The 26,055-nt window shown below is 72.8% G+C and carries 23 protein-coding genes and 2 pseudogenes; 14 read left to right on the top strand and 11 right to left on the bottom strand.

The window, feature by feature from the left end:
* The first annotated feature begins 193 nt into the window (after positions 1-193).
* The 4 genes from FB563_RS09965 to FB563_RS09950 all read left to right on the top strand — a co-directional run bounded on the left by FB563_RS09965 (position 194) and on the right by FB563_RS09950 (position 5,111).
* The gene (locus tag FB563_RS09965; protein ID WP_055710169.1) at positions 194-1,048 is read left to right on the top strand and encodes a bifunctional methylenetetrahydrofolate dehydrogenase/methenyltetrahydrofolate cyclohydrolase; all 855 of its coding nucleotides are present in this window, start codon (positions 194-196) and stop codon (positions 1,046-1,048) included.
* Complete coding sequence (locus FB563_RS09960) at positions 1,038-1,529, top strand: DUF3017 domain-containing protein (RefSeq protein WP_142218604.1); 492 nt, start codon at positions 1,038-1,040, stop codon at positions 1,527-1,529. The genes FB563_RS09965 and FB563_RS09960 overlap by 11 nt, the downstream gene beginning before the upstream one ends.
* A gap of 502 nt (positions 1,530-2,031) precedes the next feature.
* Positions 2,032-3,615 carry a helix-turn-helix domain-containing protein gene (locus FB563_RS09955; RefSeq protein ID WP_142218603.1) on the top strand — a complete coding sequence of 528 codons (1,584 nt, stop codon included), beginning with the start codon at positions 2,032-2,034 and terminating at the stop codon, positions 3,613-3,615.
* Positions 3,616-4,121: 506 nt separating this feature from the next.
* Positions 4,122-5,111 carry a malate dehydrogenase gene (locus FB563_RS09950; RefSeq protein ID WP_055709261.1) on the top strand — a complete coding sequence of 330 codons (990 nt, stop codon included), beginning with the start codon at positions 4,122-4,124 and terminating at the stop codon, positions 5,109-5,111.
* 12 nt (positions 5,112-5,123) lie between these two features.
* On the opposite strand, the gene FB563_RS09945 is transcribed toward FB563_RS09950, so the two are convergent.
* Positions 5,124-6,605 (bottom strand): MFS transporter, encoded by a 1,482-nt coding sequence (locus FB563_RS09945; protein ID WP_234357971.1) that lies wholly within the window; start codon positions 6,603-6,605, stop codon positions 5,124-5,126.
* 98 nt (positions 6,606-6,703) lie between these two features.
* Between FB563_RS09945 and FB563_RS09940 the strand changes: the two genes are divergently transcribed.
* Positions 6,704-7,630, top strand: coding sequence for a LysR family transcriptional regulator (locus FB563_RS09940; protein ID WP_055709260.1), 927 nt, complete (start codon positions 6,704-6,706; stop codon positions 7,628-7,630).
* Here FB563_RS09940 and FB563_RS09935 read toward each other — a convergent pair.
* Together FB563_RS09935 and FB563_RS09930 are read right to left on the bottom strand one after the other, a co-directional pair.
* The gene (locus FB563_RS09935; protein WP_055709262.1) at positions 7,607-8,530 is read right to left on the bottom strand and encodes a bifunctional helix-turn-helix transcriptional regulator/GNAT family N-acetyltransferase; all 924 of its coding nucleotides are present in this window, start codon (positions 8,528-8,530) and stop codon (positions 7,607-7,609) included. The genes FB563_RS09940 and FB563_RS09935 overlap by 24 nt on opposite strands.
* Before the next feature lie 420 nt (positions 8,531-8,950).
* A pseudogene (locus FB563_RS09930) lies at positions 8,951-9,580 on the bottom strand (helix-turn-helix transcriptional regulator); the annotation flags it as partial.
* A gap of 110 nt (positions 9,581-9,690) precedes the next feature.
* On the opposite strand from FB563_RS09930, the gene FB563_RS09925 reads away from it, so the two are divergent.
* Entirely contained in the window at positions 9,691-10,266 is a 576-nt protein-coding gene (locus FB563_RS09925) for a mycothiol transferase (protein WP_142218602.1), read from the top strand.
* 52 nt (positions 10,267-10,318) lie between these two features.
* Here FB563_RS09925 and FB563_RS09920 read toward each other — a convergent pair whose 3' ends face one another.
* Both FB563_RS09920 and FB563_RS42835 read right to left on the bottom strand, forming a co-directional pair.
* Positions 10,319-10,930, bottom strand: coding sequence for a DUF2637 domain-containing protein (locus FB563_RS09920; protein ID WP_055709601.1), 612 nt, complete (start codon positions 10,928-10,930; stop codon positions 10,319-10,321).
* A gap of 23 nt (positions 10,931-10,953) precedes the next feature.
* Positions 10,954-11,124 carry a hypothetical protein gene (locus tag FB563_RS42835; protein WP_167528479.1) on the bottom strand — a complete coding sequence of 57 codons (171 nt, stop codon included), beginning with the start codon at positions 11,122-11,124 and terminating at the stop codon, positions 10,954-10,956.
* A gap of 263 nt (positions 11,125-11,387) precedes the next feature.
* Between FB563_RS42835 and FB563_RS09915 the strand changes: the two genes are divergently transcribed.
* The 5 genes from FB563_RS09915 to FB563_RS09895 are packed head-to-tail and all read left to right on the top strand — an operon-like array spanning position 11,388 to position 18,488.
* Positions 11,388-12,908 (top strand): aldehyde dehydrogenase family protein, encoded by a 1,521-nt coding sequence (locus tag FB563_RS09915; protein WP_142218601.1) that lies wholly within the window; start codon positions 11,388-11,390, stop codon positions 12,906-12,908.
* Between the two features lie 46 nt (positions 12,909-12,954).
* Positions 12,955-14,487 carry a GMC family oxidoreductase gene (locus FB563_RS09910; protein WP_142218600.1) on the top strand — a complete coding sequence of 511 codons (1,533 nt, stop codon included), beginning with the start codon at positions 12,955-12,957 and terminating at the stop codon, positions 14,485-14,487.
* The gene (locus FB563_RS09905; RefSeq protein WP_142218599.1) at positions 14,484-15,584 is read left to right on the top strand and encodes a quaternary amine ABC transporter ATP-binding protein; all 1,101 of its coding nucleotides are present in this window, start codon (positions 14,484-14,486) and stop codon (positions 15,582-15,584) included. Before FB563_RS09910 ends, FB563_RS09905 begins: the two co-directional genes overlap by 4 nt.
* Positions 15,584-17,521 (top strand): ABC transporter permease, encoded by a 1,938-nt coding sequence (locus FB563_RS09900; RefSeq protein WP_055710474.1) that lies wholly within the window; start codon positions 15,584-15,586, stop codon positions 17,519-17,521. The genes FB563_RS09905 and FB563_RS09900 overlap by 1 nt, the downstream gene beginning before the upstream one ends.
* Before the next feature lies 1 nt (position 17,522).
* Positions 17,523-18,488 carry an ABC transporter substrate-binding protein gene (locus FB563_RS09895; RefSeq protein WP_055710471.1) on the top strand — a complete coding sequence of 322 codons (966 nt, stop codon included), beginning with the start codon at positions 17,523-17,525 and terminating at the stop codon, positions 18,486-18,488.
* Positions 18,489-18,494: 6 nt separating this feature from the next.
* On the opposite strand, the gene FB563_RS09890 is transcribed toward FB563_RS09895, so the two are convergent.
* The 3 genes and pseudogenes from FB563_RS09890 to FB563_RS09880 all read right to left on the bottom strand — a co-directional run bounded on the left by FB563_RS09890 (position 18,495) and on the right by FB563_RS09880 (position 20,189).
* Positions 18,495-19,226: an isocitrate lyase/PEP mutase family protein gene (locus FB563_RS09890; RefSeq protein ID WP_055710472.1), complete on the bottom strand. Its 732-nt coding sequence runs from the start codon at positions 19,224-19,226 to the stop codon at positions 18,495-18,497.
* Positions 19,223-19,650: pseudogene (locus tag FB563_RS09885) on the bottom strand (carboxymuconolactone decarboxylase family protein). The gene FB563_RS09890 and the pseudogene FB563_RS09885 overlap by 4 nt, the downstream one beginning before the upstream one ends.
* A gap of 38 nt (positions 19,651-19,688) precedes the next feature.
* A complete protein-coding gene (locus FB563_RS09880; protein WP_055710473.1) occupies positions 19,689-20,189 on the bottom strand; it encodes a carboxymuconolactone decarboxylase family protein in 501 nt (166 codons plus the stop codon).
* Between the two features lie 47 nt (positions 20,190-20,236).
* Between FB563_RS09880 and pdxR the strand changes: the two genes are divergently transcribed.
* Positions 20,237-21,625: a MocR-like pyridoxine biosynthesis transcription factor PdxR gene (pdxR, locus tag FB563_RS09875; protein ID WP_142218598.1), complete on the top strand. Its 1,389-nt coding sequence runs from the start codon at positions 20,237-20,239 to the stop codon at positions 21,623-21,625.
* Positions 21,626-21,640: 15 nt separating this feature from the next.
* On the opposite strand, the gene FB563_RS09870 is transcribed toward pdxR, so the two are convergent.
* Entirely contained in the window at positions 21,641-22,168 is a 528-nt protein-coding gene (locus FB563_RS09870; RefSeq protein WP_055705339.1) for a hypothetical protein, read from the bottom strand.
* A gap of 106 nt (positions 22,169-22,274) precedes the next feature.
* The gene (locus FB563_RS09865) at positions 22,275-23,105 is read right to left on the bottom strand and encodes a DMT family protein (RefSeq protein WP_055705340.1); all 831 of its coding nucleotides are present in this window, start codon (positions 23,103-23,105) and stop codon (positions 22,275-22,277) included.
* A 129-nt stretch (positions 23,106-23,234) separates the two neighbouring features.
* Between FB563_RS09865 and FB563_RS09860 the strand changes: the two genes are divergently transcribed.
* Complete coding sequence (locus FB563_RS09860) at positions 23,235-23,576, top strand: hypothetical protein (protein ID WP_055705341.1); 342 nt, start codon at positions 23,235-23,237, stop codon at positions 23,574-23,576.
* A 13-nt stretch (positions 23,577-23,589) separates the two neighbouring features.
* Positions 23,590-24,774, top strand: coding sequence for a glutathionylspermidine synthase family protein (locus FB563_RS09855; RefSeq protein ID WP_055705342.1), 1,185 nt, complete (start codon positions 23,590-23,592; stop codon positions 24,772-24,774).
* On the opposite strand, the gene rocD is transcribed toward FB563_RS09855, so the two are convergent.
* Positions 24,771-25,976: an ornithine--oxo-acid transaminase gene (gene rocD / locus FB563_RS09850; protein WP_055705343.1), complete on the bottom strand. Its 1,206-nt coding sequence runs from the start codon at positions 25,974-25,976 to the stop codon at positions 24,771-24,773. The genes FB563_RS09855 and rocD overlap by 4 nt on opposite strands.
* Positions 25,977-26,055: the final 79 nt, after the last annotated feature.

The raw sequence follows: 26,055 nt of genomic DNA, 5'->3' as shown, positions 1-26,055 counted from the left end.
ATGCGGTCCGTCCCCCCGTCGAGCTGCCCGCTGCACTGTGATGTCCATCGTTCTTGACCGGTTCCTGACTTGTCCAGCCGGATACCGCAGGTGTTGTGCAAGTGCAACATCATCGATCATCTGCTGACAATGCCGCAGGACGTCCGGCCACCCGGATTGGAACCGGGGGCGGGTCATCCGCGAGGATGGGGGCATGACCGCCCAGATTCTCGATGGCAAGGCCACCGCAGCCGCGATCAAGTCCGATCTGACCGCCCGCGTGGCGGCGCTGAAGGAGAAGGGCGTCACGCCCGGCCTCGGCACGATCCTGGTCGGGGACGACCCCGGCAGTCAGAAGTACGTCGCCGGCAAGCACCGCGACTGCGCGCAGGTCGGCATCGCCTCCATCCAGCGCGAGCTGCCGGGCACGGCCACCCAGGAGGAGATCGAGGCGGTCGTACGGGAGCTGAACGAGGACCCGGCCTGCACCGGTTACATCGTCCAGCTGCCGCTGCCCAAGGGCATCGACGAGAACCGCATCCTGGAGCTGATGGATCCCGCCAAGGACGCCGACGGGCTCCACCCGATGAACCTGGGCCGGCTGGTCCTGAACGAGCCGGCCCCGCTGCCCTGCACCCCGAACGGCATCCTCTCCCTGCTCCGGGCCCACGGGGTGGAGATCAAGGGCGCCGAGGTCGTGGTCGTCGGCCGCGGTGTCACCATCGGCCGGCCCATGCCGCTGCTGCTCACCCGGCGCAGCGAGAACGCCACCGTGACCCAGTGCCACACCGGCACCCGCGATCTGTCCGCCCACCTGAGGCGGGCCGACATCGTCATCGCCGCGGCCGGCTCCCCGCACCTGATCCGGGCCGAGGACGTCAAGCCGGGCGCCGCCGTCCTGGACGTCGGTGTCTCCCGCAACGCCGAGGGCAAGATCATGGGTGACGTCCACCCGGACGTCGTCGAGGTGGCCGGCTGGATCTCTCCGAACCCCGGTGGCGTGGGCCCGATGACCCGGGCGCAGCTGCTGGTCAACGTGGTCGAGGCGGCGGAGCGCAGTGCCGGCTGAGGGAGCCCGCGCGGGGGCGGTCACCCGCGGCACGCAGAGCGCGGGCGCGGTCGCCCGCGGGGCGCACGACGCCGAGGAGCGTCCGGAGCGGACCACCCGCCGCTTCCCACGGATCACCAGGGACACCGCGCGGCCCGAGGGCGGCGGCCGGGCCGCGTCCGGTGACGCCCCGGCCCCGGCACGGCAGTGGCCCCTGCTCGTGGTGCTCGGCGGGGTCGCGTGCGGTCTGCTGCTGACCGCCCTCGACGTGTTCCGCGCCGGCACCCTGCTGATCGGCGCGGCCCTGCTGGCCGGCGCGGTCCTGCGCTGGATACTTCCGAGCGTCGGCATGCTCGCCGTACGCTCCCGCTTCACGGACATCGCCACCTACGGCGTCCTCGGCCTCGCGATCGTCCTGCTGGCGATGATGGCCCAGCCCAAACCGTGGCTCGAGATCCCGTTCCTGAAGGATCTCCTGCACGTCACGATCAGCAACAAATAGCCGAGTCCGCGACGCCGGTGGCCCGCGCCTCCCCCCGGGACGCGGGCCACCGGCGTTCCCCCGTACCCCGACGGTACGGCCGCCCGCCCGGGCCCCGCGTCCACCGGCGGACCGAACTCCCCCACCACCCCGGGTGGCGGGCCGCCGGTCGCTGCAACTTCCGTACTACCCCCCAGGGTTGACTCCCGCCTCCGGCCTCGGGCGTTACCCTGCGGCGATGCGACCGCTGACGCCCCGCCCGCTCGTGATGGACGGTGAGCCCGGGCGGCTGAGCGGCAGCTCGCCCCCACCCCCGAAGGGAGGCGAACCGCCGCCGTACTCAGCCTTCCGCCCGTGAATCCCCTGTTCAACGGCTGTCCTTGCGCTGTGGCACGGAAGTGACCGTTCCGCTACGGTGTCCGCGCGCCGTCCGTGCTCCCGCGCGCCCCCACTCCGGGAACTGGGATCCTTAGGGAGTGCATCCTTGTGGGTAGCCAGGACGGGGGAAAGTAGGGGGGAAGCGATGCCTCGTTGGAAAGATCTGCCGGAGGAACTGGATCCGCAGATCAAGGAGTTCACCCAGCAGGTGCGGCGGCTCGTGGACCGCAGCGGCCTGAGCGTCGCGGCACTCGCCGACCGCACGGGCTACAGCAAGACGTCCTGGGAGCGTTACCTGGGCGGCCGGCTGCTCGCGCCCAAGGGGGCGATCGTCGCGCTCGCCGAGGTCACCGGCACCAACCTGGTGCATCTGACCACGATGTGGGAGCTGGCCGAACGCGCCTGGAGCCGGGCCGAGATGCGGCACGACCGCACCATGGAGGCGATCCGCATCTCCCAGGCGCGCGCCGCGCTCGGGGAGTTCGGCGCGGCGGAGGCGACCGGCGGCCCGTCCGGCCGCAAGGGCGCCGGCGCGGCCACGGGGATCGCCGGTCCGGCCGGTGTCTCCCCGACGATCCCCGCCCAGCCGACGGCCCCTGACGCCGACGCGCGGGAGGGCGCGGGGCGTGAGCGGGGCGACGGCCGTGATCGGGCGGCAGGTCCTGATCGGGCCGGGGGGCGTGATCGGGCCGACGGCTCCGGTCGGGGCGAGGGTTCTGGTCGGGCCGATGGTTCTGGGCGTGGCCCGGTCGGCGGTTCCGGTCGTGGCTCCGCCGGTGGTGCGGGGCGCGGGGCGGTCGACGGTTCGGGTAGTGGCTCGGCCGGTGACGGTTCGGGGAGCGGTGCGGCCGGGGTGCCGGGCGGCGGCTCGGGCCTCGGGACCGCCGACGCGGCAGGTCCGGGTACAGCCGACGGAGCGGGCCGGGGGACGGCCGATGCGGCTGGGCGGGGGCCGGCCGGCGACGCGGGCCCGGGTCCGGCCGGCCGGGACGGCGCCGGGCGCGGCGGGGCCGCGGGCGCCAACTCCTGGGGTCTGGCCGGGTATCAGGGCCCGTCCAAGGCGAGCGCCCGCCCCGGAGCCGGGGCGCGCGCGGGGGCCGGTGCCACCGCCGCGAACGGTGCGCGGCCCGCCGGCTCGCCCGAGGGCCCCGGCTGGACCGCGGCCACCCCGAGCCCGTACGACGGCCGGCCGGCTGAGCCCGGCCCCACCGGCGTCGGCACCCCGGCACCGGGGAAGGCCGGCCGGCAGCGGGTGATCATGTTCCTCGCGGGGCTCGTCGGCGTGCTCGTCGTCATCGGCGCCGTCTTCTTCTTCACCGACCGGGGCGGCGCCAAGCACGCGAACGCCGGCAAGCGGCCGTCCCCCAGCGCCACCGCGCACGCGACCCCGCCGCCCGGGGTCAAGTGCGCCGGCTCCGCCTGTGACGGCAAGGACGCCGAGGCCATGGGGTGCAGCGGCGAACTGGTGACCACCGCCAAGACCGCCACCGTCGGCACCACCACCCTGGAGGTCCGCTACAGCAAGGCCTGCGGCACCGCCTGGGGCCGCATCACCGGTGCCGCCCAGGGCGACGAGGTCCAGGTGTCCGCCGGGAAGGCCCGGCAGACCGGCCAGACCTCCGGCGCCGGCGACACCATCGCCTACACCCCGATGGTCGCCGTGAAGAACGCGGCAGAGGCCAAGGCCTGCGCGATCCTGGCGTCCGGGCGCACGGGGTGCACCACATAGGGGATCGGCGACCGACGCCGAACGGGGCGGGCCGGGGCACTCCCGCCGCCCGGCGTGTGGCGGAACGGGCGCCCCGAGCAGGGCCGACGGGCGCCCCGAGGAGGGCCGGCGGGCGCCCCGAGCAGCGCATACGGCCGCTCTGAGCAGCGCATACGGGCCGCGGCACATCCGGCGTACGACGTGCGGGGAATCGGGAGGATGAAATTCCGGGACCGGGTGCATGGCGGGCCGGATTCTGGGCAGGCGGCCCAATACCCCCCACGGGAGTCCGGCACGTTCGGTACCCCCACCTGGCGGCCGCCTCCGTCCTCTCCCCCTCTCCCGGACGGGCGGCCGCCCTTTCGTTCGACGCATCCCCGACTTGTGGGGTGATCCACACGGCCCGGGACGTCTCGCATGCCGGATGCGCGATAGCCTGACCGCTGGATCGATCTCTTGACGCCAAGAGATCGATCATCCGCCCGGGGCCGGGACGCCCCACCGCCAGCTGTCATACGGAGAACGCCATGACCCGCACTCCCGTGAACGTCACCGTCACCGGCGCGGCCGGCCAGATCGGTTACGCCCTGCTCTTCCGCATCGCCTCCGGCCAGCTGCTCGGCGCGGACGTGCCGGTCAAGCTGCGCCTGCTCGAGATCACCCCGGCCTTGAAGGCCGCCGAGGGCACCGCCATGGAGCTGGACGACTGCGCGTTCCCGCTCCTGCAGGGCATCGACATCACGGACGACCCGAACGTCGCCTTCGACGGCGCCAACGTAGCCCTCCTGGTCGGCGCCCGGCCCCGCACCAAGGGCATGGAGCGCGGCGACCTGCTCGAGGCCAACGGCGGCATCTTCAAGCCGCAGGGCAAGGCCATCAACGACCACGCCGCGGACGACATCAAGGTCCTGGTCGTCGGCAACCCGGCCAACACCAACGCGCTCATCGCGCAGGCCGCCGCGCCGGACGTCCCGGCCGAGCGCTTCACCGCGATGACCCGCCTGGACCACAACCGCGCGCTGACGCAGCTCGCGAAGAAGACGGGTTCGACGGTCGCCGACATCAAGCGGCTGACCATCTGGGGCAACCACTCCGCCACCCAGTACCCGGACATCTTCCACGCCACCGTCGCAGGCAAGAACGCCGCCGAGGTCGTGAACGACGAGAAGTGGCTGGCCGAGGACTTCATCCCGACCGTCGCCAAGCGCGGTGCCGCGATCATCGAGGCCCGCGGGGCGTCGTCCGCGGCCTCCGCCGCCAACGCCGCGATCGACCACGTGTACACCTGGGTCAACGGCACGGCCGAGGGCGACTGGACGTCCATGGGTATCCCGTCGGACGGTTCGTACGGCGTGCCGGAGGGCCTGATCTCCTCCTTCCCGGTCACCACCAAGGACGGCAAGTACGAGATCGTCCAGGGCCTGGACATCAACGAGTTCTCCCGTGCGCGCATCGACGCGTCCGTCAAGGAGCTCGAGGAGGAGCGCGAGGCGGTTCGCGGCCTCGGCCTCATCTAAGAAGTTCCGGAGCTACGGCAAACGCTCGGCATCCCGCGGTAGGGGTGCCGGGCGTTTGCCGTCTGCGGGTATGCGGTGGGTTGCTCGCGCCCGCGCGGCGGTAGCCGCACATCCGGCAGAGCCCCGCGCCCCTTTGGGGCGCTTCCCTTCAGGGCGCTTTCCATATCCCGCCACCACCAGCGCCGTGGCCCCCAGCACCACCACCCCCACCGTCCGCAGCGCCGGGCCCATGCCGTGGAGCAGGTCGGCGTGGGCCGACAGCACCGTGCCGGTGACGGCGACGCCCAGCGCGGCCCCCGTCTCCCGGGCCGTCGTGCCGAGGCCGGAGCCGAGGCCCGCCTGGTGGGCGGGGAGGGAAGTGACCACGCCGATGGTCAGGGCCGGCATGGAGAGGCCGGCGCCGGCGGAGATGACCAGGAGCCAGCAGACGAACACCGCGTAGGGCGTGCCGGCGTCGGCCGTGGACGCGCCGAGCAGGCCGAGGCCGATGAGGGCGAGGCCGACGCCGATGACCGCGCGCGGGTGGCCGGCCCAGCGGGTGGCCAGCTTCTGGGACGCGGCCATCCCGAAGACCAGGGGCATGATCGCCACCCCCGTGACGGCGGGGCCGAAGCCCTTCACGCCCTGCAGGTACTGCGAGTTGACGAAGAACAGGGAGAACAGGCCGAAGAACGCGGTGGCCGTGCCGAGGGAGGCCGAGCGCAGGCGGGGCGAGGCGAAGACCCGCGGGTCGAAGAGGGGCGCCGCCGAGCGCAGGGCGTGCAGGGTGAAGGCCGCGATCAGCAGCGCGCCCGCCGCGAAGGCACCGAGGATGCGCGCGGAGCCCCAGCCGTACGTCGGGCCCTCGATGATGCCGAACAGGACCGCGACCAGGCCCGCGGTGAGCAGCAGGGTGCCGAGCGGGTCGGGGCGGGCGGCGGTGGCGCGTTCGGTGCGCGGGACCGTGAGCGCGGCGGCCGCGGCGAGTACGGCGGCCAGCGGGACCATCACCGCGAACAGGGCGCGCCAGGTGAGGAACTGCCCGGCCAGTCCGCCGCCCAGGTTGCCGGCCGCGCCGCCCAGGCCGATCGACAGCGTCCAGGCGCCCATCGAGCGGACGCGGCGTTCCGGCGCGGACAGCTGCATCAGGATCGAGAGGGTGGCCGGGGTGATCAGGGCCGCTCCGGCGCCGGACAGCCCCCGGCCCGCTATCAGCATGGCGGGGCCGGTCGCGAGCGCGCTGGTGGCGGCGCCCGCCGCGAACAGGGCGAGCCCGGTGAGCAGGGCGCCCTTGCGGCCGTACCGGTCGCCGAGCGCGCCGGCCGGGATGAGCAGGCCCGCGAAGACGATGACGTAGGCGTCGACGGTCCACAGGATCTCGGTGTGCGAGGGGTGCAGCGACGACGAACTCAGTTGCGGGATGAGGAGGTTGATGGCGGCGACCATGCTCTGGGCGACCAGGACGCAGGCGCACAGCGCGAGCAGGGTGGGGCGTTTCAGGGCGTGCGCGGGCACGGCTCCTCCCGGGAGCTTCGGAGGTGGTGGGATCGCCCTCACCGTAGGCTCAGCGGTGACCTGCATTCCAGTGCAACCTTCGCAAGGGATACCTGCACATGACGCAATCCACCGGGCTGGACCTGAATCTGCTGGTCGCGCTGGACGTGCTGCTGGAGGAACAGAGCGTGCAGGGTGCCGCCCGCCGGCTGCATCTGTCCGAGCCCGCCATGAGCCGCACGCTCGGCCGCATCCGCAAGGCGCTCGGCGATCCGATCCTGGTGCGGGCCGGACGCCGGATGGTGCCCACTCCGCACGCGCTGGCCGTACGGGCCGAGGTGGGCGCGGTGGTGGAGCGGGCACGGGCCCTGTTCGCGCCGGGCCGCGACACCGACCTGCGGATGGTTTCCCGTACCTTCACGATCCTCGGCCACGACGCCGTCTGGGCCACGCACGGCGCCGCCCTCTTCGCCCGCGTCGCCCGCGAGGCCCCCGGCGTCCGTCTGCGCTTCCTGTCCGAGAGCCATGTGGACGCTCCGTTCCTGCGCCAGGGCACCGCCGACCTGGAGGTCGGGGTGATCGACACCACCGCCCCCGAGGTGCATGTGGAGACGGTGTACGAGGAGCGCATGCTGGGCGTCGTACGGTCCGGACACCCCCTGCTGGAGGGGGAGTTGACGCCCGAGCGGTTCGCCGGGCAGGCCGGTCACCTCGTCGTCTCCCGGCGCGGCAGGCAGCGCGGCCCGGTCGACGACGCCCTGGCCGAACTCGGCCTCAGCCGCCGGGTGGTGGGCAGCGTCGGTACCTTCCCGGCCTCGCTGTTCGTGCTGCGCGAGACCGACCTGATCGGGCTGACCACCGCCTACGGCCGCCCGATGGCGGACGCCCTCGGCCTCGTCGTCTTCGAGGTCCCCCTGGAACTCCCCAAGGTCGAGGTGGGTCTCGCCTGGCACCCCCGGCACGACGCCGATCCCGCCCACGCCTGGCTGCGCGCCTGCGTACGGGAGTTGATGACCGAGGTGTCAGGCGCCGCCGCCGGGAAGTAGCCGCTTCTCGAACCAGTGCCCGCCGTAGACGTCGTCGTTGTAGCGCGGGATCTCGGTGTACCCGCACGCCCGGTACATCGCCTGTGCCTCGGTGAGCACGGTGTGCGTGTCCAGGCGTACGACCGCGAGGCCCCGCCGCAGTGCCTCCCGCTCCAGCCCCGCCAGCAGCCGCCGCGCGAGCCCCAGCCGGCGCGCCTCCGGGTGCACCCACACGTGCCGGATCTCACCGGCCCCGGGTGCCAGGCTTCTGAGCGCCCCGCACCCCACCGGCCGCCGCTCCTCGTACGCCACCAGGAAGGCGCCGGCCTCCCCGGTCACCTCCTCGGGACGTACCAGGGCCGCCTTGTCGTAGCCCTCGGGGAAGCGCGCGTCGATGTCCGCCGCGTAGGCGTCCAGGCAGGCCCGCGCGTCCGGCGAGGCGCCGTCGACGCTCTCCACGGTGATCCCGGCCAGCCGCAGCAGCCGCTCCGTGGTCGCCATGGCCCCGGCCAGCTCGGCCCGCTGGGCCGGGGTGAGGCCTTCGAGGACGCCGGCGGCCAGGGCATCGGCCCGGCGCTGCTGCTCGGCGACCTCCGCGTGTCCGGCCGGGGTGAGCTCGGCCATCCGCAGTCGGTTGTCGTGCGCGGGCACCGCGAGCCGGACCATGCCCTGCGCCTGGAGCGCCTTCACCATCCGGCTGAGATACCCGGCGTCCAGACCGAGCCGCCCGCGCAGCTCCCGCAGCGACACCCCGTCACCGATCTCGAACAGCAGCCGGGCCTCGCCGAGCGGGCGGTCCTGGCCGAGGTAATGGTCGTCCAGGACGCCGATACGGCGTGTGAAGTACCGGTTGAAGCGGCGGAAGGCGGCCACGTCCTCCGCCCGGACCGGTGTTCCTTCACCCTGGTCAAAGGCTGTCATTCTTTGACTGTAGTCAGAGACCTCCGTGCCGTCGATCCCCGTGCCGTCGATCCCCGTGCCCTGGTCGGCCCGCACGCCCTCGCCCCCCGCCGCGGACAGCAGCCGGCTGCCCAGCTCCCGAGCGGCCCGGCGCACCTCCGCCGAGCCGGCGATCCGGTACGGCACCGGGAGCAGGCCGATCTGCCGGACGTACCAGGCCGGCTCATCGGTCGTGGCCACCAGGCGGGTGCCACCGTCCGGGAGGGGTTCGGGCCGGCCCAGACTGCGGGGCAGCCACTCGGCGACCTCCGCGGCCGGCGCGTCGATCAGCACCTCCACCGCGTGTGCCCAGCCCTCCGAGAGATGCTCCTCGACGGTCTCCAGGGGGTCCAGGCCGGGCGGGGGAGTGAAGCCGGAGTCCAGCGCGGCGACCGAGGTGACCCGGTCCAGCCGCAGCACCCGGCGCGCGTGAGCCGTGTGCGACCAGCACAGCAGATACCAGCGGCCGTGCCGGACCACCACCGCCCACGGGTCCACCTCCATCTCCCGTACGCCCCTGCGCCCGAGGTCGTAGCCGAGGCGCAGCCGTCGCCGGCCGGCCGCGGCCCCGACGAGGGCGGCCGTGGTGTCCGGAGCGGGGGCGGAGGCGTGGGGATCGCCGCCGCGGGTGTCCACCGTGCGGACCGCGGCGGCGGGCGCGGCGACCGGCTCCGGCAGCGCCCGCAGCAGCTTGCCGAGCGCCGCGCCCACCGGCCCGGCCGGATCCGCCGCGTCGTGATGGCCGTCCAGCACCGCCATCACCAGGGCGAGCGCCTCCCGCGCCGAGAACACCAGCGGTGGCAGCCGGACGCCCCTGCCGAGCCGGTAACCGCCGTACGGGCCGCGCGCCGACTCCACCGGGATCCCGGCCTCGCGCAGGATGGCGACGTACCGCCGGGCGGCCCGCTCGGACACCCCGAGCCGCTCCGCGAGCCGGGCGGCGGTGATGCCCGGGCTGCCCTGCAGCAGCTCCAGGGCGATCAGGGCACGGGCGGTCGGGCTGTCGTCGCGCGCCGGTGTGTCGTACGGCACCGGGTCGTCCACGTGTGACACCGTGTCGTACGGCGTCGAGTCGTAACCCACCGAAAAGCCCTCCGTATTGCGGCAGTTGGTCGTCCGGAACCGACCGTAGCGTGCCGGGCATGACGATCGAGACAGACGACACCGCACCCGTCGCGTACGAACCGCCCGTCGCCGGCACCGAGATCGACACCCTGCTGGGCTCCCTGGAACGGCAGCGCAGGACGCTGGCCTGGAAGTGCGCGGACCTGGACGCGACCGCCCTGGCCGCGACCCTGCCCCCTTCCTCCGTCACGCTGGGCGGACTGCTGAAGCATCTCGCCCTGGTCGAGGACGAGTACTTCACCGCGCGGCTGCTGGGGGAGGAGCTCCCCGCCCCCTGGGCCGGGGTGGACTGGGACGCCGAGCCCGACTGGGAGTGGCGTTCGGCCGCCGAGGACACTCCCGAGGAGCTGTACGCGCTCTGGCGGGCGTCCGTCGCGCGGTCCCGTGCGCACATCCGGCGGGCGGTGGCGGAGGGCGGCGCCGGCTGCCTGGTCGCGTACACCTCACGCCGGGGCGAGCGGCCGAGCCTGCGCCGGTTCCTGGTCGACATGATCGAGGAGTACGCCCGTCACGTGGGCCAGGCCGACCTGATCCGGGAGTCGCTCGACGGCCGCGTGAGCGAGGACCCGCCGGCCGGCTACCGGGCGTGGTAGCCGGCCGGCGGGTCCTCATGAACGCCTCACTGCGGGCAAGCGGTGCACCCGGTCACGGCGTGGGGTCCGGCGGATCGGTGTTCGTGGCGTGCCGGGGACGGTTCCTGGTCGAGATCTGGCCGACGAGCTCCCAGAAACACACCAGAGCGGTGACCGGCGGAATTCCGAAGATCACTAACGAGAGCAGCGCATGCGACGAGTGGCTGACGCACAGCCCCACGGCCAGCGCCGAAGCGGCCAGCACCACGCACCAGGAACGCCGCGCACTGCGGCGCTGAGCGGTGGCCCGCAGTACGGACAGGGCGGCCACGAACCACGGCCCGTACACCGTCAGCGGCCAGCATTGCGCCAGTCTCGTCGGCAGCACCGACGACGCGATTCCGCGCAGTTGCCAGTACGAGTAGCAGACGGACCAGCCCAGCATGCACAGCGCGCAGACGGTCACCGTCGCGATCAGCAGCGTGATGTGGGTGAGGCTGCGGCCGCCGTCGAGCAGATGGGACTCGTGACGGACCCGTCGGCGGTTGTTCCTGCGCGGGGACGGCAGGTCCAGGGGGGTGACGGGGCTCACGCTGGTCGGCGTGGACAGTATCTGGGCCAGTTCCTCGACCGGGTCCCAGTCGTTCGGCGCGATGTCCTGGTCCGGGACGTTCCAGGTCTCCATCGTTCTACCTCCGTACCCCCGCCTCAGGACGCCCTGTACAGAGCTGCCATCGTCCGCCGGTATTCATTTTCCATCGAGTTGATTTTCGTAAGGAAATCATCGAGCAGGTCCGAGCATGACGTGACGTCCGCGTCGCCGCTCCAGCGCAGCATGGTCGTCTTATGATCCTCGGCCGCGTGCCAGTCCAATCGCATCACGGTCACCTAACGACGGCCGATGGAGGTGGGCTTTGGGGCATTCGGGGGAATTGTAAATACACAGGCAATTGTATTCCGTAATTACTGCAATTAAATGGTCGACGGGTTGAGTGATCTGGTGCGCGTTGATGTGACCCCGCGCACTTTCCGCCATCGATTGCGCATGCGAGGTGCCGGTCCTGGGCAGGCGGCGACGGTCCCCGAGCGTGACACGTCAGTGACACAGGGACATGGATCAGGAACGGAAGGCAACACCGATCATGGCGGACAGAACGGCACGACAGGCCCAGGCGACCATCCACGCGGGAGGCGAGTGGCTGGCGGCGATCTCCGGCGCGACGCGCGAGATCCTCGACCCCGCGGACGCCCGGCCGTTCGCCGTGGTCGCCGAGGGTGACGAGAAGGACACCGAGCGCGCGGTGGCCGCGGCCCGGCGGGCCTTCGACCACGGCCCCTGGCCGCACACCCCGGTCGCCGAGCGCGCCGCCCTGCTGCGCCGCGTCGCCGACCTCCTCGTACGCGACCGCGAGGAGCTCGGGCTGCTGGAGAGCCGGGACGCGGGCAAGACGGTCGAGGAGGGGCGGATCGACATCGACTGTGTCGCCGACGCCTTCCGCTACTTCGCCGACGTGGTCGCCGCCGAGGCGCCGGGCCGGGTCGTGGACGCGGGTTCCCCCGACATCCACAGCGTCGTCGTGCACGAGCCGGTCGGCGTCTGCGCGCTGATCACCCCCTGGAACTACCCGCTTCTCCAGGCCAGTTGGAAGATCGCCCCGGCGCTCGCCGCCGGCAACACCTTCGTGATCAAGCCCAGCGAGATCACCCCGATGACCACCGTCGCGCTGATCGAGCTGCTGGCGGAGGCAGGCCTGCCCGCCGGAGTGGCCAACATCGTCACCGGCCCCGGCCACACCGTCGGCGCCCGCCTCGCCGAGCACCCCGACGTCGACCTGGTCTCCTTCACCGGCGGCCTGGTCAGCGGCACCAAGGTGGCCCAGGCCGCCGCCCCGACGGTGAAGAAGGTCGCCCTCGAACTCGGCGGCAAGAACCCCAACGTCGTCTTCGCCGACGCCTGCGCCACCGAGGAAGGCTTCGACACCGCCGTCGACCAGGCCCTCAACGCCGCCTTCATCCACAGCGGCCAGGTCTGCTCGGCCGGCGCCCGGCTCATCGTCGAGGAGTCGGTCAGGGACCGCTTCGTCGCCGAACTCGCCCGCCGGGCCCGGAGGATCAGGCTCGGGCGCGGCACCGCGGACGGCGTCGAGTGCGGCCCGCTCGTCTCCGAGCAGCAGCGCGCCAAGGTCGAGGCGTACGTCGCCTCCGCGCTCGCGGAGGGCGCCGTACTGCGCTGCGGCGGCAAGCGGCCCGAGCCGTCACCGGAGCGCCCCGAGTCCGGCTACTTCTACGAGCCGACCGTCCTCGACGCCTGCCACCGCGAGATGCGGGTCGTCCGCGAGGAGGTCTTCGGCCCGGTCCTCACCGTCGAGACCTTCCGCACCGAGGAGGAGGCCGTACTCCTCGCCAACGACACCGAGTACGGCCTCGCCGGCGCCGTCTGGACCGCCGACGCGGGCAGGGCCCGCCGCGTCGCCGGCCGGCTGCGCCACGGCACCGTCTGGATCAACGACTTCCACCCCTACCTGCCGCAGGCGGAGTGGGGAGGCTTCGGCAAGAGCGGCACCGGCCGTGAGCTGGGGCCCGCCGGACTCGCCGAGTACCGCGAGACCAAGCACGTCTACCAGAACCTCGCGCCGAAGCCGGTGCGCTGGTTCGCCGGCTGAGCCCCACCTCTTCGCCCCCGGAAACACCCCCTGGAGTAGTACCCCCATGCCCCACACCCCCCACGTCTACGACTACGTCGTCATCGGCGGCGGCACCGCGGGCTCCGTCATCGCCTCCCGCCTCACCGAGAACCCGGACGTCACCGTCGCCGTCATCGAGGGCGGCCCGAGCGACGTCGGCCGCGACGACGTCCTCACCCTGCGCCGCTGGATGGGCCTGCTCGGCGGCGACCTCGACTACGACTACCCGACCGTGGAGCAGCCGCGCGGCAACTCCCACATCCGGCACAGCCGCGCCCGCGTCCTCGGCGGCTGCTCCTCCCACAACACGCTGATCTCCTTCAAGCCGCTGCCGTCCGACTGGGACGAGTGGGAGGAGGCCGGCGCCAAGGGGTGGGGCGCCGTGCCCATGGAGGCCTACTTCGCCCGCCTGAAGAACAACATCGTCTCCGTCGACGAGAAGGACCGGAACGCCATCGCCCGCGACTTCGTCGACGCCGCCCAGGCCGCGCTCGGGGTACCCCGCATCGAGGGCTTCAACCGCAAGCCGTTCACCGAGGGCGTCGGCTTCTTCGACCTCGCCTACCACCCCGAGAACAACAAGCGGTCCTCGGCGTCGGTGGCGTACCTGCACCCGGTGATGGACGAGCGCCCGAACCTGACGATCCTCCTGGAGACCTGGGCGTACCGGCTGGAGCTCACCGGGGGCCGGGCCGAGGGCGTCCACGTGCGCACCAAGGACGGCGAGGAGCTGCTGATCCGGGCCCGGAACGAGGTGGTCCTGTGCGCGGGCGCCGTCGACTCCCCGCGTCTGCTCCTCCACTCGGGCATCGGCCCCCGGGGCGACCTCGAGGCCCTCGGTATCCCGGTCGTCCACGACCTGCCCGGCGTCGGCGAGAACCTCCTGGACCACCCCGAGTCGGTCATCGTCTGGGAGACCCACGGCCCGATTCCGGAGAACTCCGCGATGGACTCCGACGCGGGCCTGTTCGTGCGCCGCGACCCCGGACACGCGGGCCCCGACCTGATGTTCCACTTCTACCAGATCCCGTTCACGGACAACCCGGAGCGGCTCGGCTACGAACGCCCGCGGTACGGCGTCTCGATGACCCCGAACATCCCCAAGCCGAAGTCCCGCGGCCGCCTCTACCTGACCAGCGCCGACCCGTCCGTCAAGCCCGCCCTCGACTTCCGCTACTTCACCGACGAGGACGACTACGACGGCCGGACCCTGGTCGACGGCATCCGTATCGCCCGTGAGATCGCGAAGACCGAGCCGCTCGCGGGCTGGCTCAAGCGCGAGGTGTGTCCCGGTCCCGAGGTCCGGGGCGACGCCGAACTCGGCGAGTACGCCCGCAAGGTCGCGCATACCGTGTACCACCCGGCCGGCACCTGCAGGATGGGCGCCGCCGACGACGAACTGGCCGTAGTGGACCCGGAGTTGAGGATCCGTGGCCTCGACGGCATTCGCATCGCCGACGCGTCCGTCTTCCCGACCATGACCGCCGTGAACCCGATGATCGGGGTGCTCATGGTCGGGGAGAAGGCCGTCGACCTGATCGGAGGTGACGCCCGATGACCCGCACCGTCCCCACCCGCAAGCCGCCCACCACCGCCGCGCCCGTCTTCTCCGTCAACGGCCTGTGGAAGGTCTTCGGTCCCAAGCCGCAGCGGATCCCCGCCGACGCGGAGCTCAGCACCCTGGAACCCGCCGACCTGCGCGCCCGCACGGGCTGCACGGCGGCCGTCCGTGACGTCTCCTTCGACGTCCGCAAGGGCGAGGTCTTCGTGGTCATGGGCCTGTCCGGCTCCGGCAAGTCCACCCTGGTCCGCTGCCTCACCCGGCTGATCGAACCGACGGCCGGCACGATCTCCATCGACGGCGAGGACGTCCGCGCGATGGACAAGGGCCGCCTGCGCGAACTGCGGCGGCACCGGGCCGCCATGGTCTTCCAGCACTTCGGCCTGCTCCCGCACCGCACGGTCCTCGACAACGTGGCCTACGGCCTGGAAATCCAGGGCGTCGGCAAGGCCGAGCGGCGCGAGCGGGCCGCCGAGGTCGTCACCAAGGTCGGCCTCGAAGGCATGGAACACCGCCGCCCCGCCGAACTCTCCGGCGGCCAGCGCCAGCGCGTGGGCCTGGCCCGGGCTCTGGCCGTCGATCCCGAGGTCCTGCTCTTCGACGAGCCCTTCAGCGCCCTCGACCCGCTCATCCGGCGCGACATGCAGGACGAGGTGGCCCGCCTGCACCGCGAGGAGGGCCGCACGATGGTCTTCATCACCCACGACCTGTCCGAGGCGCTCAAGCTGGGCGACCGCATCGCCCTGATGCGCGACGGCAGGGTCGTCCAGCTCGGCACCCCGGAGGAGATCGTGGGCTCCCCGGCCGACGACTACGTCCGCGAGTTCGTCCGGGACGTCCCGCGCGAGCAGGTGATGACGGTCCGTACGGCGATGAAGCCGGGCGACTGCGGCGGCACGGAGCACCCGGGCGCCCTCACCCCGGACGCGGTGGTCGCGGACGCCATCAGGACCGTGGCCGAGACCGGCACACCGGCGTGCGTGGTGGAGGACGGCACTTGCGTCGGGACCGTGGACCACGAACTCCTGCTGGACGTCGTGGCAGGCATCGACGCGTGCGTACCCGCCCCCCGCACCAGCCCGGAGGCGGTCTGATGGCAACGCTCACCGTCCCGGCCTCCCGCACGAACATCCCCCGCGTCCTCAGGAGCAGAACCACGGCGAAACTGCTCCTCCTCGCGCTGATCACCGCCGTACTGCTCCCGCTCCTGCACGGCGGGTCGTGGCCGCAGCACCTCACCGTCAGCCTGGACAAGCCCCTCACCGGCGCCAGCAACTGGGTCATCGACAACCGCGACAGCCACCCCCTGTTCCTGTACTTCTTCGGCTACATCAGCAACGCCGTCGTCATGGCCGTACGCGCCGTCTACCTCACGCTGCTCGCCGCGGGCTGGGCCGGGGTCACGGCGTTCGGCGCCCTGCTCGCCTGGCGCTTCGCGGGCCCCCGTCTCGCCGCCGGCACGGCGCTCGCCTTCCTGGCGTGCGGCGCCCTGGGCATGTGGGTGCCGACCATGCAGACCCTCGCGCTCATGGTCGTCGCGGTCCTCGCCTCCGTGGCCGTCGGCGCGCTGCTCGGCCTCGCCGCCGGCCTGTCCGACCGCCTGGACCGCGCCCTGCGCCCGGTCCTGGACACCATGCAGGTGCTCCCGGCCTTCGCCTACCTCCTCCCCGTCGTCCTGGTCTTCGGCATCGGCGTCCCCGCGGCCGTGCTCGCCACCGTGGTGTACGCCGCACCGCCGATGGCCCGCCTCACCGCGCTCGGACTGCGCGGCGCCGACCCCGAGGTCCTGGAGGCCGTGGAGTCGCTCGGCGCGACCCGCCGCCAGCGGCTGCTGACCGCCCGCATCCCGCTCGCCCGGGGAGAACTCCTCCTCGGGCTCAACCAGACGATCATGATGGCGCTGTCCATGGCCGTCATCGCATCGGTCATCGGCGCCGGCGGCCTCGGTGACCGCGTCTACCAGGCGCTCGCCTCGGTCGACGTCGGCCAGGCCCTCGCCGCGGGCATCCCGATCGTGCTGCTGGCGATCGTCCTGGACCGCGTGACCGCGGCGGCGGGCGCGGGCGCCGGCGGGGGCACCACGCGCCCGAGGACCATCGGCTGGGCCTACGCCCTGCCCGTCACCGTGGCCGTCGCCCTGGCCGCCCGGCTCATCGGCCGCCTCGACTGGCCCTCCGGCTGGACCCTGGACATCGCCGAACCGGTCAACCGCGCCGTCGACTGGATGACCAACCACCTCTACTCCGGCGTCCCGGTCATCGGCGGTACGGCCGACTGGGCGGGCCACTTCACCACCTGGATCCTGGACCCCGTGCGCGGCGGCCTGCAGTGGCTGCCCTGGTGGTCGGTGCTGCTGATCGTCGCCGCCCTGGCCTGGTCGATCGGCACCTGGCGCACCGCCCTGACCGCCGTCCTCGCGATGGCCGCGATCGGGGTGCTCGGGGTCTGGGAGCCGGCCCTCGACACGCTCTCCCAGGTGCTCGCCGCCGTGGCCGTCACCCTCGTCCTCGGTTTCGCGACCGGCATCGCCGCCGCCCGCAGCGACCGCGTCGAACGGGCCCTGCGCCCGGTCCTGGACGTGTTCCAGACCATGCCGCAGTTCGTGTACCTGATCCCGGTCGTCGCCCTGTTCGGCGTCGGCCGTGCTCCCGCCGTCGCCGCGGCCGTCGTCTACGCGCTGCCCGCCGTCGTCCGGATCACCGCGCAGGGCCTGCGCCAGGTCGACCCGGCCGCGCTGGAGTCGGCGCGCTCGCTCGGCGCGACCGGCCGGCAGCAGCTGTGGCAGGTCCAACTCCCGCTGGCCAAACGGTCGTTGCTGCTCGCCGTCAACCAGGGCGTGGTCCTGGTGCTCGCCGTCGTCATCATCGGCGGCCTGGTCGGCGGCGGCGCCCTCGGCTACAACGTGGCCTTCGGCCTCGCCCAGGGCGACCTGGCGACCGGTCTGGTGGCCGGCGCCGCGATCGTCTGCCTGGGCCTGATGCTCGACCGGGTGACCCAGCCGACGGGGCGACGCGCGAGGAAGGGAGCGTGACATGACGAAGCTCAAGCGCAGGACGGCACTGATCGCCGCCGGAGCGGCCACCGTGTCGCTGCTCACCGGCTGCGGTGCCGCCGACATGACCAAGCAGGCCAGCCCGTTCGCGAACGCCAAGGGCTCGAAGACCGTCACCCTGTCCGTGCAGTCCTGGGTGGGCGCGCAGTCCAACGTGGCCGTCGCCCAGTACCTCCTGGAGCACAAGCTGGGCTACCGCGTCGACACCGTCCAGGTCGACGAGGTGCCCGCCTGGGACGCGCTCAGCCAGGGCCGGGTCGACGCCATCCTGGAGGACTGGGGACACCCGGACCAGGAGAAGCGGTACGTCGAGGACAAGAAGACGATTCGGCGCGGCGGCGGCCTCGGCGTGACCGGCCACATCGGCTGGTACGTCCCCACCTACCTGGCCAAGCAGCACCCGGACATCACCGACTGGAAGAACCTCGACAGGTACGCCTCCCTCTTCCGCACCGCGGAGAGCGGCGGCAAGGGCCAGCTGATGGACGGCTCCCCGTCCTACGTCACCAACGACAAGGCCCTGGTGAAGAACCTGAAGCTGGACTACCAGGTCGTCTTCGCCGGCTCCGAGGCCGCCCAGATCACCCAGATGAAACAGTTCGCCAAGGCGAAGAAGCCCTTCCTGACCTACTGGTACGCCCCCCAGTGGCTGTTCAAGAAGGTCCCCATGACGGAGGTGAAGCTGCCGCCGTACAAGGAGGGCTGCGACGCGGACGCGGCGAAGGTCGCCTGCGCCTACCCGCACACCCCGCTGCAGAAGTACCTCAACGCCGGCTTCGCCAAGTCCGGCGGCAAGGCGGCGGCCTTCCTGAAGAAGTTCCGGTGGACGACCGAGGACCAGAACGAGGTCTCCCTGATGATCGCCGACCAGAAGCTGTCGCCCCAGGACGCGGCGAAGAGGTGGGTGGACAGCCACCCCGAGGTGTGGAGGCAGTGGCTGTCCTGAACGCCCTTACCTCTTGAGGAGGTTGGCGATGTCCTGGACCGCGGCGATGGCCCGCCGCTGGAGTCCCGGTCCGAACGTGACGCGGCCGGCCCCGAGTTCGCCGAGTTCGGCGGGCGAGGGGCCGGCCCAGCCGTCGCCGTCCAGCCGGGCCAGGGCGTTCAGCGGGCCCTGGATGCCGGCCCGCAGCAGGGGCAGTACGCCGGCCGGGGCGAGGATCGGATAGACGCAGTCCGCGCCCGCGGCCACGTACAGCGCGGCCCGCTCGATGGCCCGCTCGGGATCCTGGTCGCCGTGCACGAAGACGTCCACGCGGGCGTTGACGAACAGCCGGTCGGCGGCGGCCGAGCGGACCTCGGCGAGGAACTCGGCCTGCTCGTGCGGGTCCTTGAGGACACCCCCGTCGGAGTCCTCGAGGTTGCAGCCGACGGCACCCGCCTCCAGCAGCCGTTCCACCAGTTCCTTCGGCGCGAGGCCGTACCCGCCCTCGACGTCCGCCGAGACCGGCACGTCCACCGCCCGCGCGATCCGGGCGACCGCGGCGAACATCTCGTCGGCCGGCGTGGCCCCGTCCGCGTACCCGAGCGAGGCGGCCACCCCGGCGCTCGGCGTGGCCAGCGCCGGGAACCCGGCCTCCGCCAGCACCCGCGCGCTGGCGGCGTCCCAGGGGCCGGGCAGGATCAGCGGATCGCCCTGGGGGCGGTTGCGGTGCAGTGCGCGGAACGCGTCCACCTTGCTCACGGCTGGTAGCCCCCTGGTACGATCCGGCGGCTGACCATGATCCGGTTCCAGCCGTTGATGGCGGTGATCAGGCCGATGAGATGGGCGAGTTCGGCCTCGTCGAAGTGCTTGGCGGCGTGCTCGTACACCTCGTCCGGCACGAAGCCTCCCCCGGACTTCGTCCGGGAGGTGCCCCCAGTCAGCACGGTGACCGCCTCGGTCAGTGCGAGCGCGGCGCGCTCCCGCTCGCTGTAGAGGTCCTCGGTCTCCTCCCAGGCGTTGAGGAGCTGGATCCGGTCCTCGGACTCACCGTGCTTCCGGGCCAGCCGCAGGTGCATGTCGAGGCAGAAGGCGCAGTGGTTGATCTGCGAGGCGCGGATCATCACCAGCTCGGCGAGGACGGATCACCGAGCCCCTTTTTCGCGGCCGCGCTGAGCGCGGACATCGCCCGGCCGACCTCGCGGTCCAGCAGTTGTGTACGGCTCACGTGTGCTGCCCGGGCTGGTAGTGGCCCGGGGCCATCCGGGTGGTCACCCCGAACCGGTTCCAGGTGTTGATCACCGCGATGGCGGCGATCAGCTGGGCCAGCTCGGCCTCCTCGAAGTGCTCGGCGGCGCGCTCGTACACCTCGTCCGGCACGAAGCCGTCGGTCAGGACGGTGACCGCCTCGGTCAGCTCGATCGCGGCCAGCTCCTTCTCGGTGTAGAAGTGCCGCGACTCCTCCCACGCGCCGAGCTGGACGATCCGCTGCACGCTCTCACCGGCCGCGAGCGCGTCCTTGGTGTGCATGTCGAGGCAGAACGCGCAGTGGTTGAGCTGCGAGGCGCGGATCTTCACCAGCTCGTACAGCTTGGGGTCCAGCCCCTGCCTGGCGGCGGTCTCCAGCCGGATCATCGCCTTGTAGACCTCGGGGGCGTGCTTGGCCCAGGCCAGTCGCGGGGCCTGCTCGGTGGCGTACTCGGTGCTTTCCTGTGCAGTGGTCATGCCCTCGACCCTAGGAGCGAGGCAGCCCAGGAGTATGGTCCATTTCCATGGTGGAATCCTGGGCCACTCTGGGCGTCGACCTGCACCTCGAACCGGCCGGCTCCGGCGGACTGCGCCGGGGCCTGACCGACGCCCTGCGCGACGCCGTCCGCACCGGCCGCCTCGCCCCCGGCACCCGGTTGCCCTCCTCCCGCTCCCTCGCCGCCGACCTCGGCATCGCCCGCAACACCGTGGCCGAGGCGTACGCCGACCTGGTGGCGGAGGGCTGGCTCACCGCCCGCCAGGGCTCCGGCACACGCGTGGCGGACCGGGCCGTCGTCCCGCCGGCGGACTCGGCACCCCCGCGCCGGGAAGCCGCCCGCCCCACCCACAGCCTCATCCCCGGCACCCCGGACCTGGCCGCCTTCCCCCGCACGGAATGGCTCAAGGCCGCCCGCCGCGCCCTGACCACGGCCCCCTACCAAGCCCTCGGCTACGGCGACCCGCGCGGCCGCCCCGAGCTGCGCGAAGCCGTCGCCGGCTATCTCGCCCGCGCCCGCGGCGTGCGCGCCCACCCGGACTCCGTCCTGATCACCGCAGGTTTCTCGCACGCCCTGGGGCTGCTCGGCACGGTGCTGCGGGCGCGCGGGGCGCGCTCGGTGGCGGTCGAGTCGTACGGCCTGGACGCGCACCGGGACCTGCTGCGCGCCGCGGGCCTGGCGACTCCCGCCCTCCCGTACGACCGACTGGGCACGGACACCGGCGCGTTGACGGACGCCGACGCGGTCCTCCTCACCCCCGCCCACCAGTTCCCCATGGGCACGCCCCTGCACCCGGACCGGCGCACGGCCGTCGTGGACTGGGCGCGGCGGACCGGCGGCCTGGTCCTGGAGGACGACTACGACGGCGAGTTCCGCTACGACCGCCAGCCCGTCGGCGCCCTCCAGGGCCTCGACCCCGATCGCGTGATCTACCTCGGCACCGCCAGCAAGTCCCTGGCCCCCGGCCTGCGGCTGGGCTGGATGGTGCTGCCGACGGCCCTGACGGAGGAGGTGGTCGCGGCCAAGGGCCGCATCGACACGGTGGGCGCGCTGGACCAGCTCACCCTCGGCGAGTTCATCACCTCCGGCGCGTACGACCGTCACGTCCGCTCCTCCCGGCTGCGCTACCGGCGCCGCCGCGACGCCCTCGCCGCCGCCGTCTCCGCCCGCGCCACCGAGGTGACGGTCACCGGCATCGCCGCCGGCCTGCACGCGGTACTGCGGTTGCCGGCCGGCATGGAACAGCCGGTGATCCAGGCCGCGACCTGGCAGGGGCTGGCCCTGCACGGCCTCGCCTTCCACCGCCACCCGGAGGCCGTCACCGAGCCGCTGGACGCGCTGGTCGTGGGGTATGCGACACCCCCGGACAGTGCGTGGGCCGGGGCGTTGGACGCGCTGTGCAGGGTGCTGCCGTAGCCGCGCTCCGGCCGCTCAGGTGCCCGACGGCAGCCAGGGCGCGAGGCCGTCGCGCCATCCCCCGAAGTGCTCCAGGGCGTCACCCAGACGGGAGTTCTCCGCCCGGTGGAGGGCGCCGACGATCTGGTGCGGGTCGACGGTCGGCAGCAGGGACTCGCCCTCCTCCTCCGACGCGGCGACGGCTTCGGCCTCCGGCCCGGTGAGCCGGTCGTACGGGTGGGTCAGGGACGGGCACGACCGTTCCCGGCCGGGGCAGGGGATGCCGGGCGGCCACACCCAGACCGCACCGTGGTGCCGTACGAGGACTTCGCCCAGGTACCAGGCGACCGCCCGCAGGAACGGGCCCCGCCGGTCGTCGTACTGCTCTTCCCAGGTGGTGTAGCGGTCCAGGACCAGGCGTTCGAGGCGGGGGAGGGAGCCGGGGGAGAAGTCCCACTGGCCGCCGGTCCGTTCGGCGAGGGCCGTGAAGTCGGCTCGGGCGGTGTCCAGCCAGGCGTTCAGGTGCGGGTTGTCCCGGTAGGAGGGGTCGTCGACGGGGCGCATGCCCGTGACCCTACGGGCGTGTCAACAGCCTTGCCGCATAAGGTTGTTGGGTCCGACGGCGCCCCATACGCCGGCCAGGAGGTCAGGCGCGAGGCCGGCCAGGAGGTCAGCCCTCCTCGGCCGCCACCGGGGCCTCCCCGAACCGCGCCAACGCCAACGCACCCGCCACGGCCACCAGGAACCCCAGCACCGCCAGCCAGGTCAGCCCCTCGCGCGTACGGTCCCCCAGCCACACCACGCCCACCGCGGCCGGACCGATGGTCTCGCCGATCACCATGCCGGCGGTGGCGGTCGTCACGGACCCCCGCTGCAGTGCCGACGTCAGCAGCATGAACGCGGCGCCCCCGCCGATCAGCAGCGCGTAGGCCGCCGGGTTGGTCACAAGATCCACCGGCGCCAGACTGTCGATCAGCCGCACCGACACCTCCACCACCCCGAACCCGAACCCGGCCCCCAGGCCGAGCACCAGCGGCCGCGCCGGTCCGGACAGCCGCCCGGCCGCGAACGCGAGCAGCAGCATCCCGACCGCCACGGCGAGCATCACGTACCGCAACCCGTCCGAGCCGCCCTCGCCGCCCTCCGGCCCGGACGCCAGCCCCAGCATGGCGAGCCCGGCGCAGACCACGGCCACCGCGCTCCACTCCGTGCCGTTCAGCCGCACCCGCAGCAGGCGCGCCGCCACCACCGCGGTCACCGCCAGACTCGCCGCCAGGGCCGCGCTGACCGCATAGATCGGCAGCGACCGCAGCGCCGCGATCTGGAACAGGAAGCCGAGCCCGTCCAGCGCGAGTCCGGCGATGTACCGCCACTGCCTGAGCGCCCGCAGCAGCAGTGCCGCCTCGCCGCCACCCCCGTCCGTGCCCGCCGCCCGCGCGGCCACCGCCTGCAACACCGTCGCGGTGCCGAAGCAGACCGCCGCGCCAAGGGCGCACACCATTCCAAAGACCACAAAGGGACTCTAGGAGACGGCTGATCCGGCCACCCCCTGTGGCCTGCGCTCTTACCGTTCTCTAGGCTGGCGGCCGGCATCAGGCCACTCGTATCCGGACACGGGGGAGACACGAACATGGCTGACACCCAGCGGCGGTTGCGCTCGGGCACGGTCGTCCTCGGCGGCGTGGGCCTGCTGGCCGCCGCCCTCACCGCCTGCTCGTCCGACCCGGACAAGCGCTGCGTCGACCGCGACAGCTACACCTACGCCAAGGGCTACAAGGTCGTCTCCGACAAGAACTGCACGTCCGTCAAGGCGTCCGTCGACGGCGGCTGGTACTACGGCGGCAAGAAGAAGGGCTCCTGGGTGAGCGGTGGCTCCTTCACCAGGCCCAGGTCGGGTTCGGGCGGCAGCCACGGCGGCAGCGGGGTGCACCGCGGCGGCTTCGGCGGCGGCCACCACAGCTCCGGCGGCTGACCGGTACCGGGCCATGGAACGCCGTACCACCACTCCCCGCCCCGGCTGGCAGCAGACCGTCGAGGCGCAGGGGCTCGTCCACCCCCTCACCCGCCACCCCGACGGTTCCCTGCGCCCCTACTGGGACGAGAGCGCCTACTACGTCTTCTCCCTGGCGGAGGTCGAGGCGCTGGAGGAGACCGTCGAGGAGCTGCACCGCATGTGCCTCGCGGCCGCCGAGCACATCGTGGCGCGCGACCGGCTCGCCGACCTCGGCATCACCGATCCGCGCGTGACCGCCGCCGTCACCGAGGCCTGGCGGCGCCGCGCCGAACTCCCTTCCGTCTACGGCCGGTTCGACCTCCGCTACGACGGCACCGGCCCCGCGAAGCTGCTCGAGTACAACGCCGACACCCCGACCTCGCTGGTCGAGGCGGCCTCGCCGCAGTGGTTCTGGATGGAGGATCGCTTCCCCGGCGCCGACCAGTGGAACTCCCTGCACGAACGCCTCGTCGAGGCCTGGCGGACCCAGGCCGCGCTGCTGCCCCCCGGCAGCCCGTTGCACTTCGCCCATTCCTCGGCCGACGAACTCGGCGAGGACCTGATGACGGTCGCCTATCTGAAGGAGACCGCGGAACAGGCCGGCCTCGACACCGACTGGCTGTCCATGGAGGAGATCGGCTGGGACACCCTCTCCGGCCGCTTCGTCGACAACCAGCTCCGTTTCATCCGCGGCATCTTCAAGCTCTACCCCTGGGAGTGGCTCACCACCGACGCGTTCGGCGGGCACGTCCTGGACACCCTCGACAACGGCGGCGGCACCGGCAGCACCCTGTGGATCGAACCCGCCTGGAAGATGCTGCTCAGCAACAAGGCCCTGCTGGCGGTCCTCTGGGAGCTGTACCCCGGCCACCCCAACCTCCTCCCCGCCTACCTCGACGGCCCCCGCGAGCTGGCCGGTGCACCCGGCTACGTCGCCAAGCCGCTGCTCGGCCGCGAGGGCGAGGGCGTCACCGTGCACCGGCCGGGCGCACCCCCCGTACTCCGCGAAGAGCCCTGCTGCTACCAGCAGCTCGCGCCCCTGCCCGCCTTCGACGGCAACCACGTCGTCCTCGGCGCGTGGGTCGTCCAGGACGAGGCCGCCGGCCTGGGCATCCGCGAGTCCTCGGGCCTGATCACCGACGAGTACGCCCGCTTCCTGCCGCATGTGATCCTCTAGGTCCCCAGGACGGTCCGCAGCTGCTCCAGCCCCCACTCCAGTTCCTCCTCGCCGATCACCAGCGGCGGAGCGAGGCGTACGGTGGCGCGGTGGGTGTCCTTCACCAGCACCCCGCGCTCCATCAGCCGCTCGGAGACCTGCCGCGCCGTGCCGGCCTTCGGCGCGATGTCCACGCCCGCCCACAGCCCGCGCCCGCGCACCGCCGTCACCGCGCCCGTGTCGAGCAGCGCGCCCAGGTCCCGGTGCAACCGCTCGCCCAGCTCGGCCGCCCGCGCCTGGAACTCGCCCGTGCGCAGCATCGCGATCACCTCCAGCGCCACCGCGCAGGCCAGCGGATTCCCGCCGAACGTCGAGCCGTGCTCGCCCGGCCGGAACACCCCGAGCACCTCCGCGCTCGACACCACCGCCGACACCGGCACGATCCCGCCGCCCAGCGCCTTGCCCAGCACGTACATGTCCGGGACCACCCCCTCGTGCTCGCACGCGAAGGTCCGCCCGGTGCGGCCGAGACCCGACTGGACCTCGTCGGCGACGAAGAGCACGTTCCGCTCGCGGGTCAGCTCACGGACGGCGGCCAGATAGCCCTCCGGCGGCACGACCACCCCGTTCTCGCCCTGGATCGGCTCCAGCAGCACCGCCACGGTGTTCTCCGTCATCGCCTGACGCATCGCGGTCAGATCGCCGTACGGGACGATCTGGAACCCCGGCGTGTACGGCCCGAAGTCCGCCCGGGAATCGGGGTCGGTGGAGAAGCTGATGATCGTCGTCGTACGGCCGTGGAAGTTGCCGCCCGCGACGACGATCTTCGCCATCTCCGCGGGCACCCCCTTCACCCGGTACCCCCACTTCCGGGCCGTCTTCACCGCGCTCTCGACGGCCTCCGCCCCCGTGTTCATGGGCAGCACCGACTCCATCCCGCACAGCTCCGCCAGCTCGGTGCAGAACGCGGCGAACCGGTCGTGGTGGAAGGCCCGGGAGGTCAGCGTCACCCGCTCCAGCTGGGCCCGCGCCGCCGCCACCAGCCGCGGGTGGCGGTGCCCGAAGTTCAGCGCCGAGTAGCCGGCCAGGAAGTCCAGGTAGCGGCGGCCCGACACGTCCGTCATCCAGGCCCCCTCGGCGGTGGCGACGACGACCGGCAGCGGGTGGTAGGTGTGCGCGCTGTGCGCGTCGGCGGCGGCGATCAGGTCTTCCGCAGTGGTCACGGCGGCCTCCGGTGACGAGGGGGGACCTCCTTCCTACCGTCGCTCGCATGGTGGACCGAGGAACCTGGCCGCGTGCTCC

The organism is Streptomyces puniciscabiei (assembly GCF_006715785.1).
Classification (GTDB): Bacteria; Actinomycetota; Actinomycetes; order Streptomycetales; family Streptomycetaceae; genus Streptomyces; species Streptomyces puniciscabiei.
The sequence above is the reverse complement of the archived record's forward strand: the minus strand, read 5'-3'. Positions and strand labels throughout refer to the sequence as shown.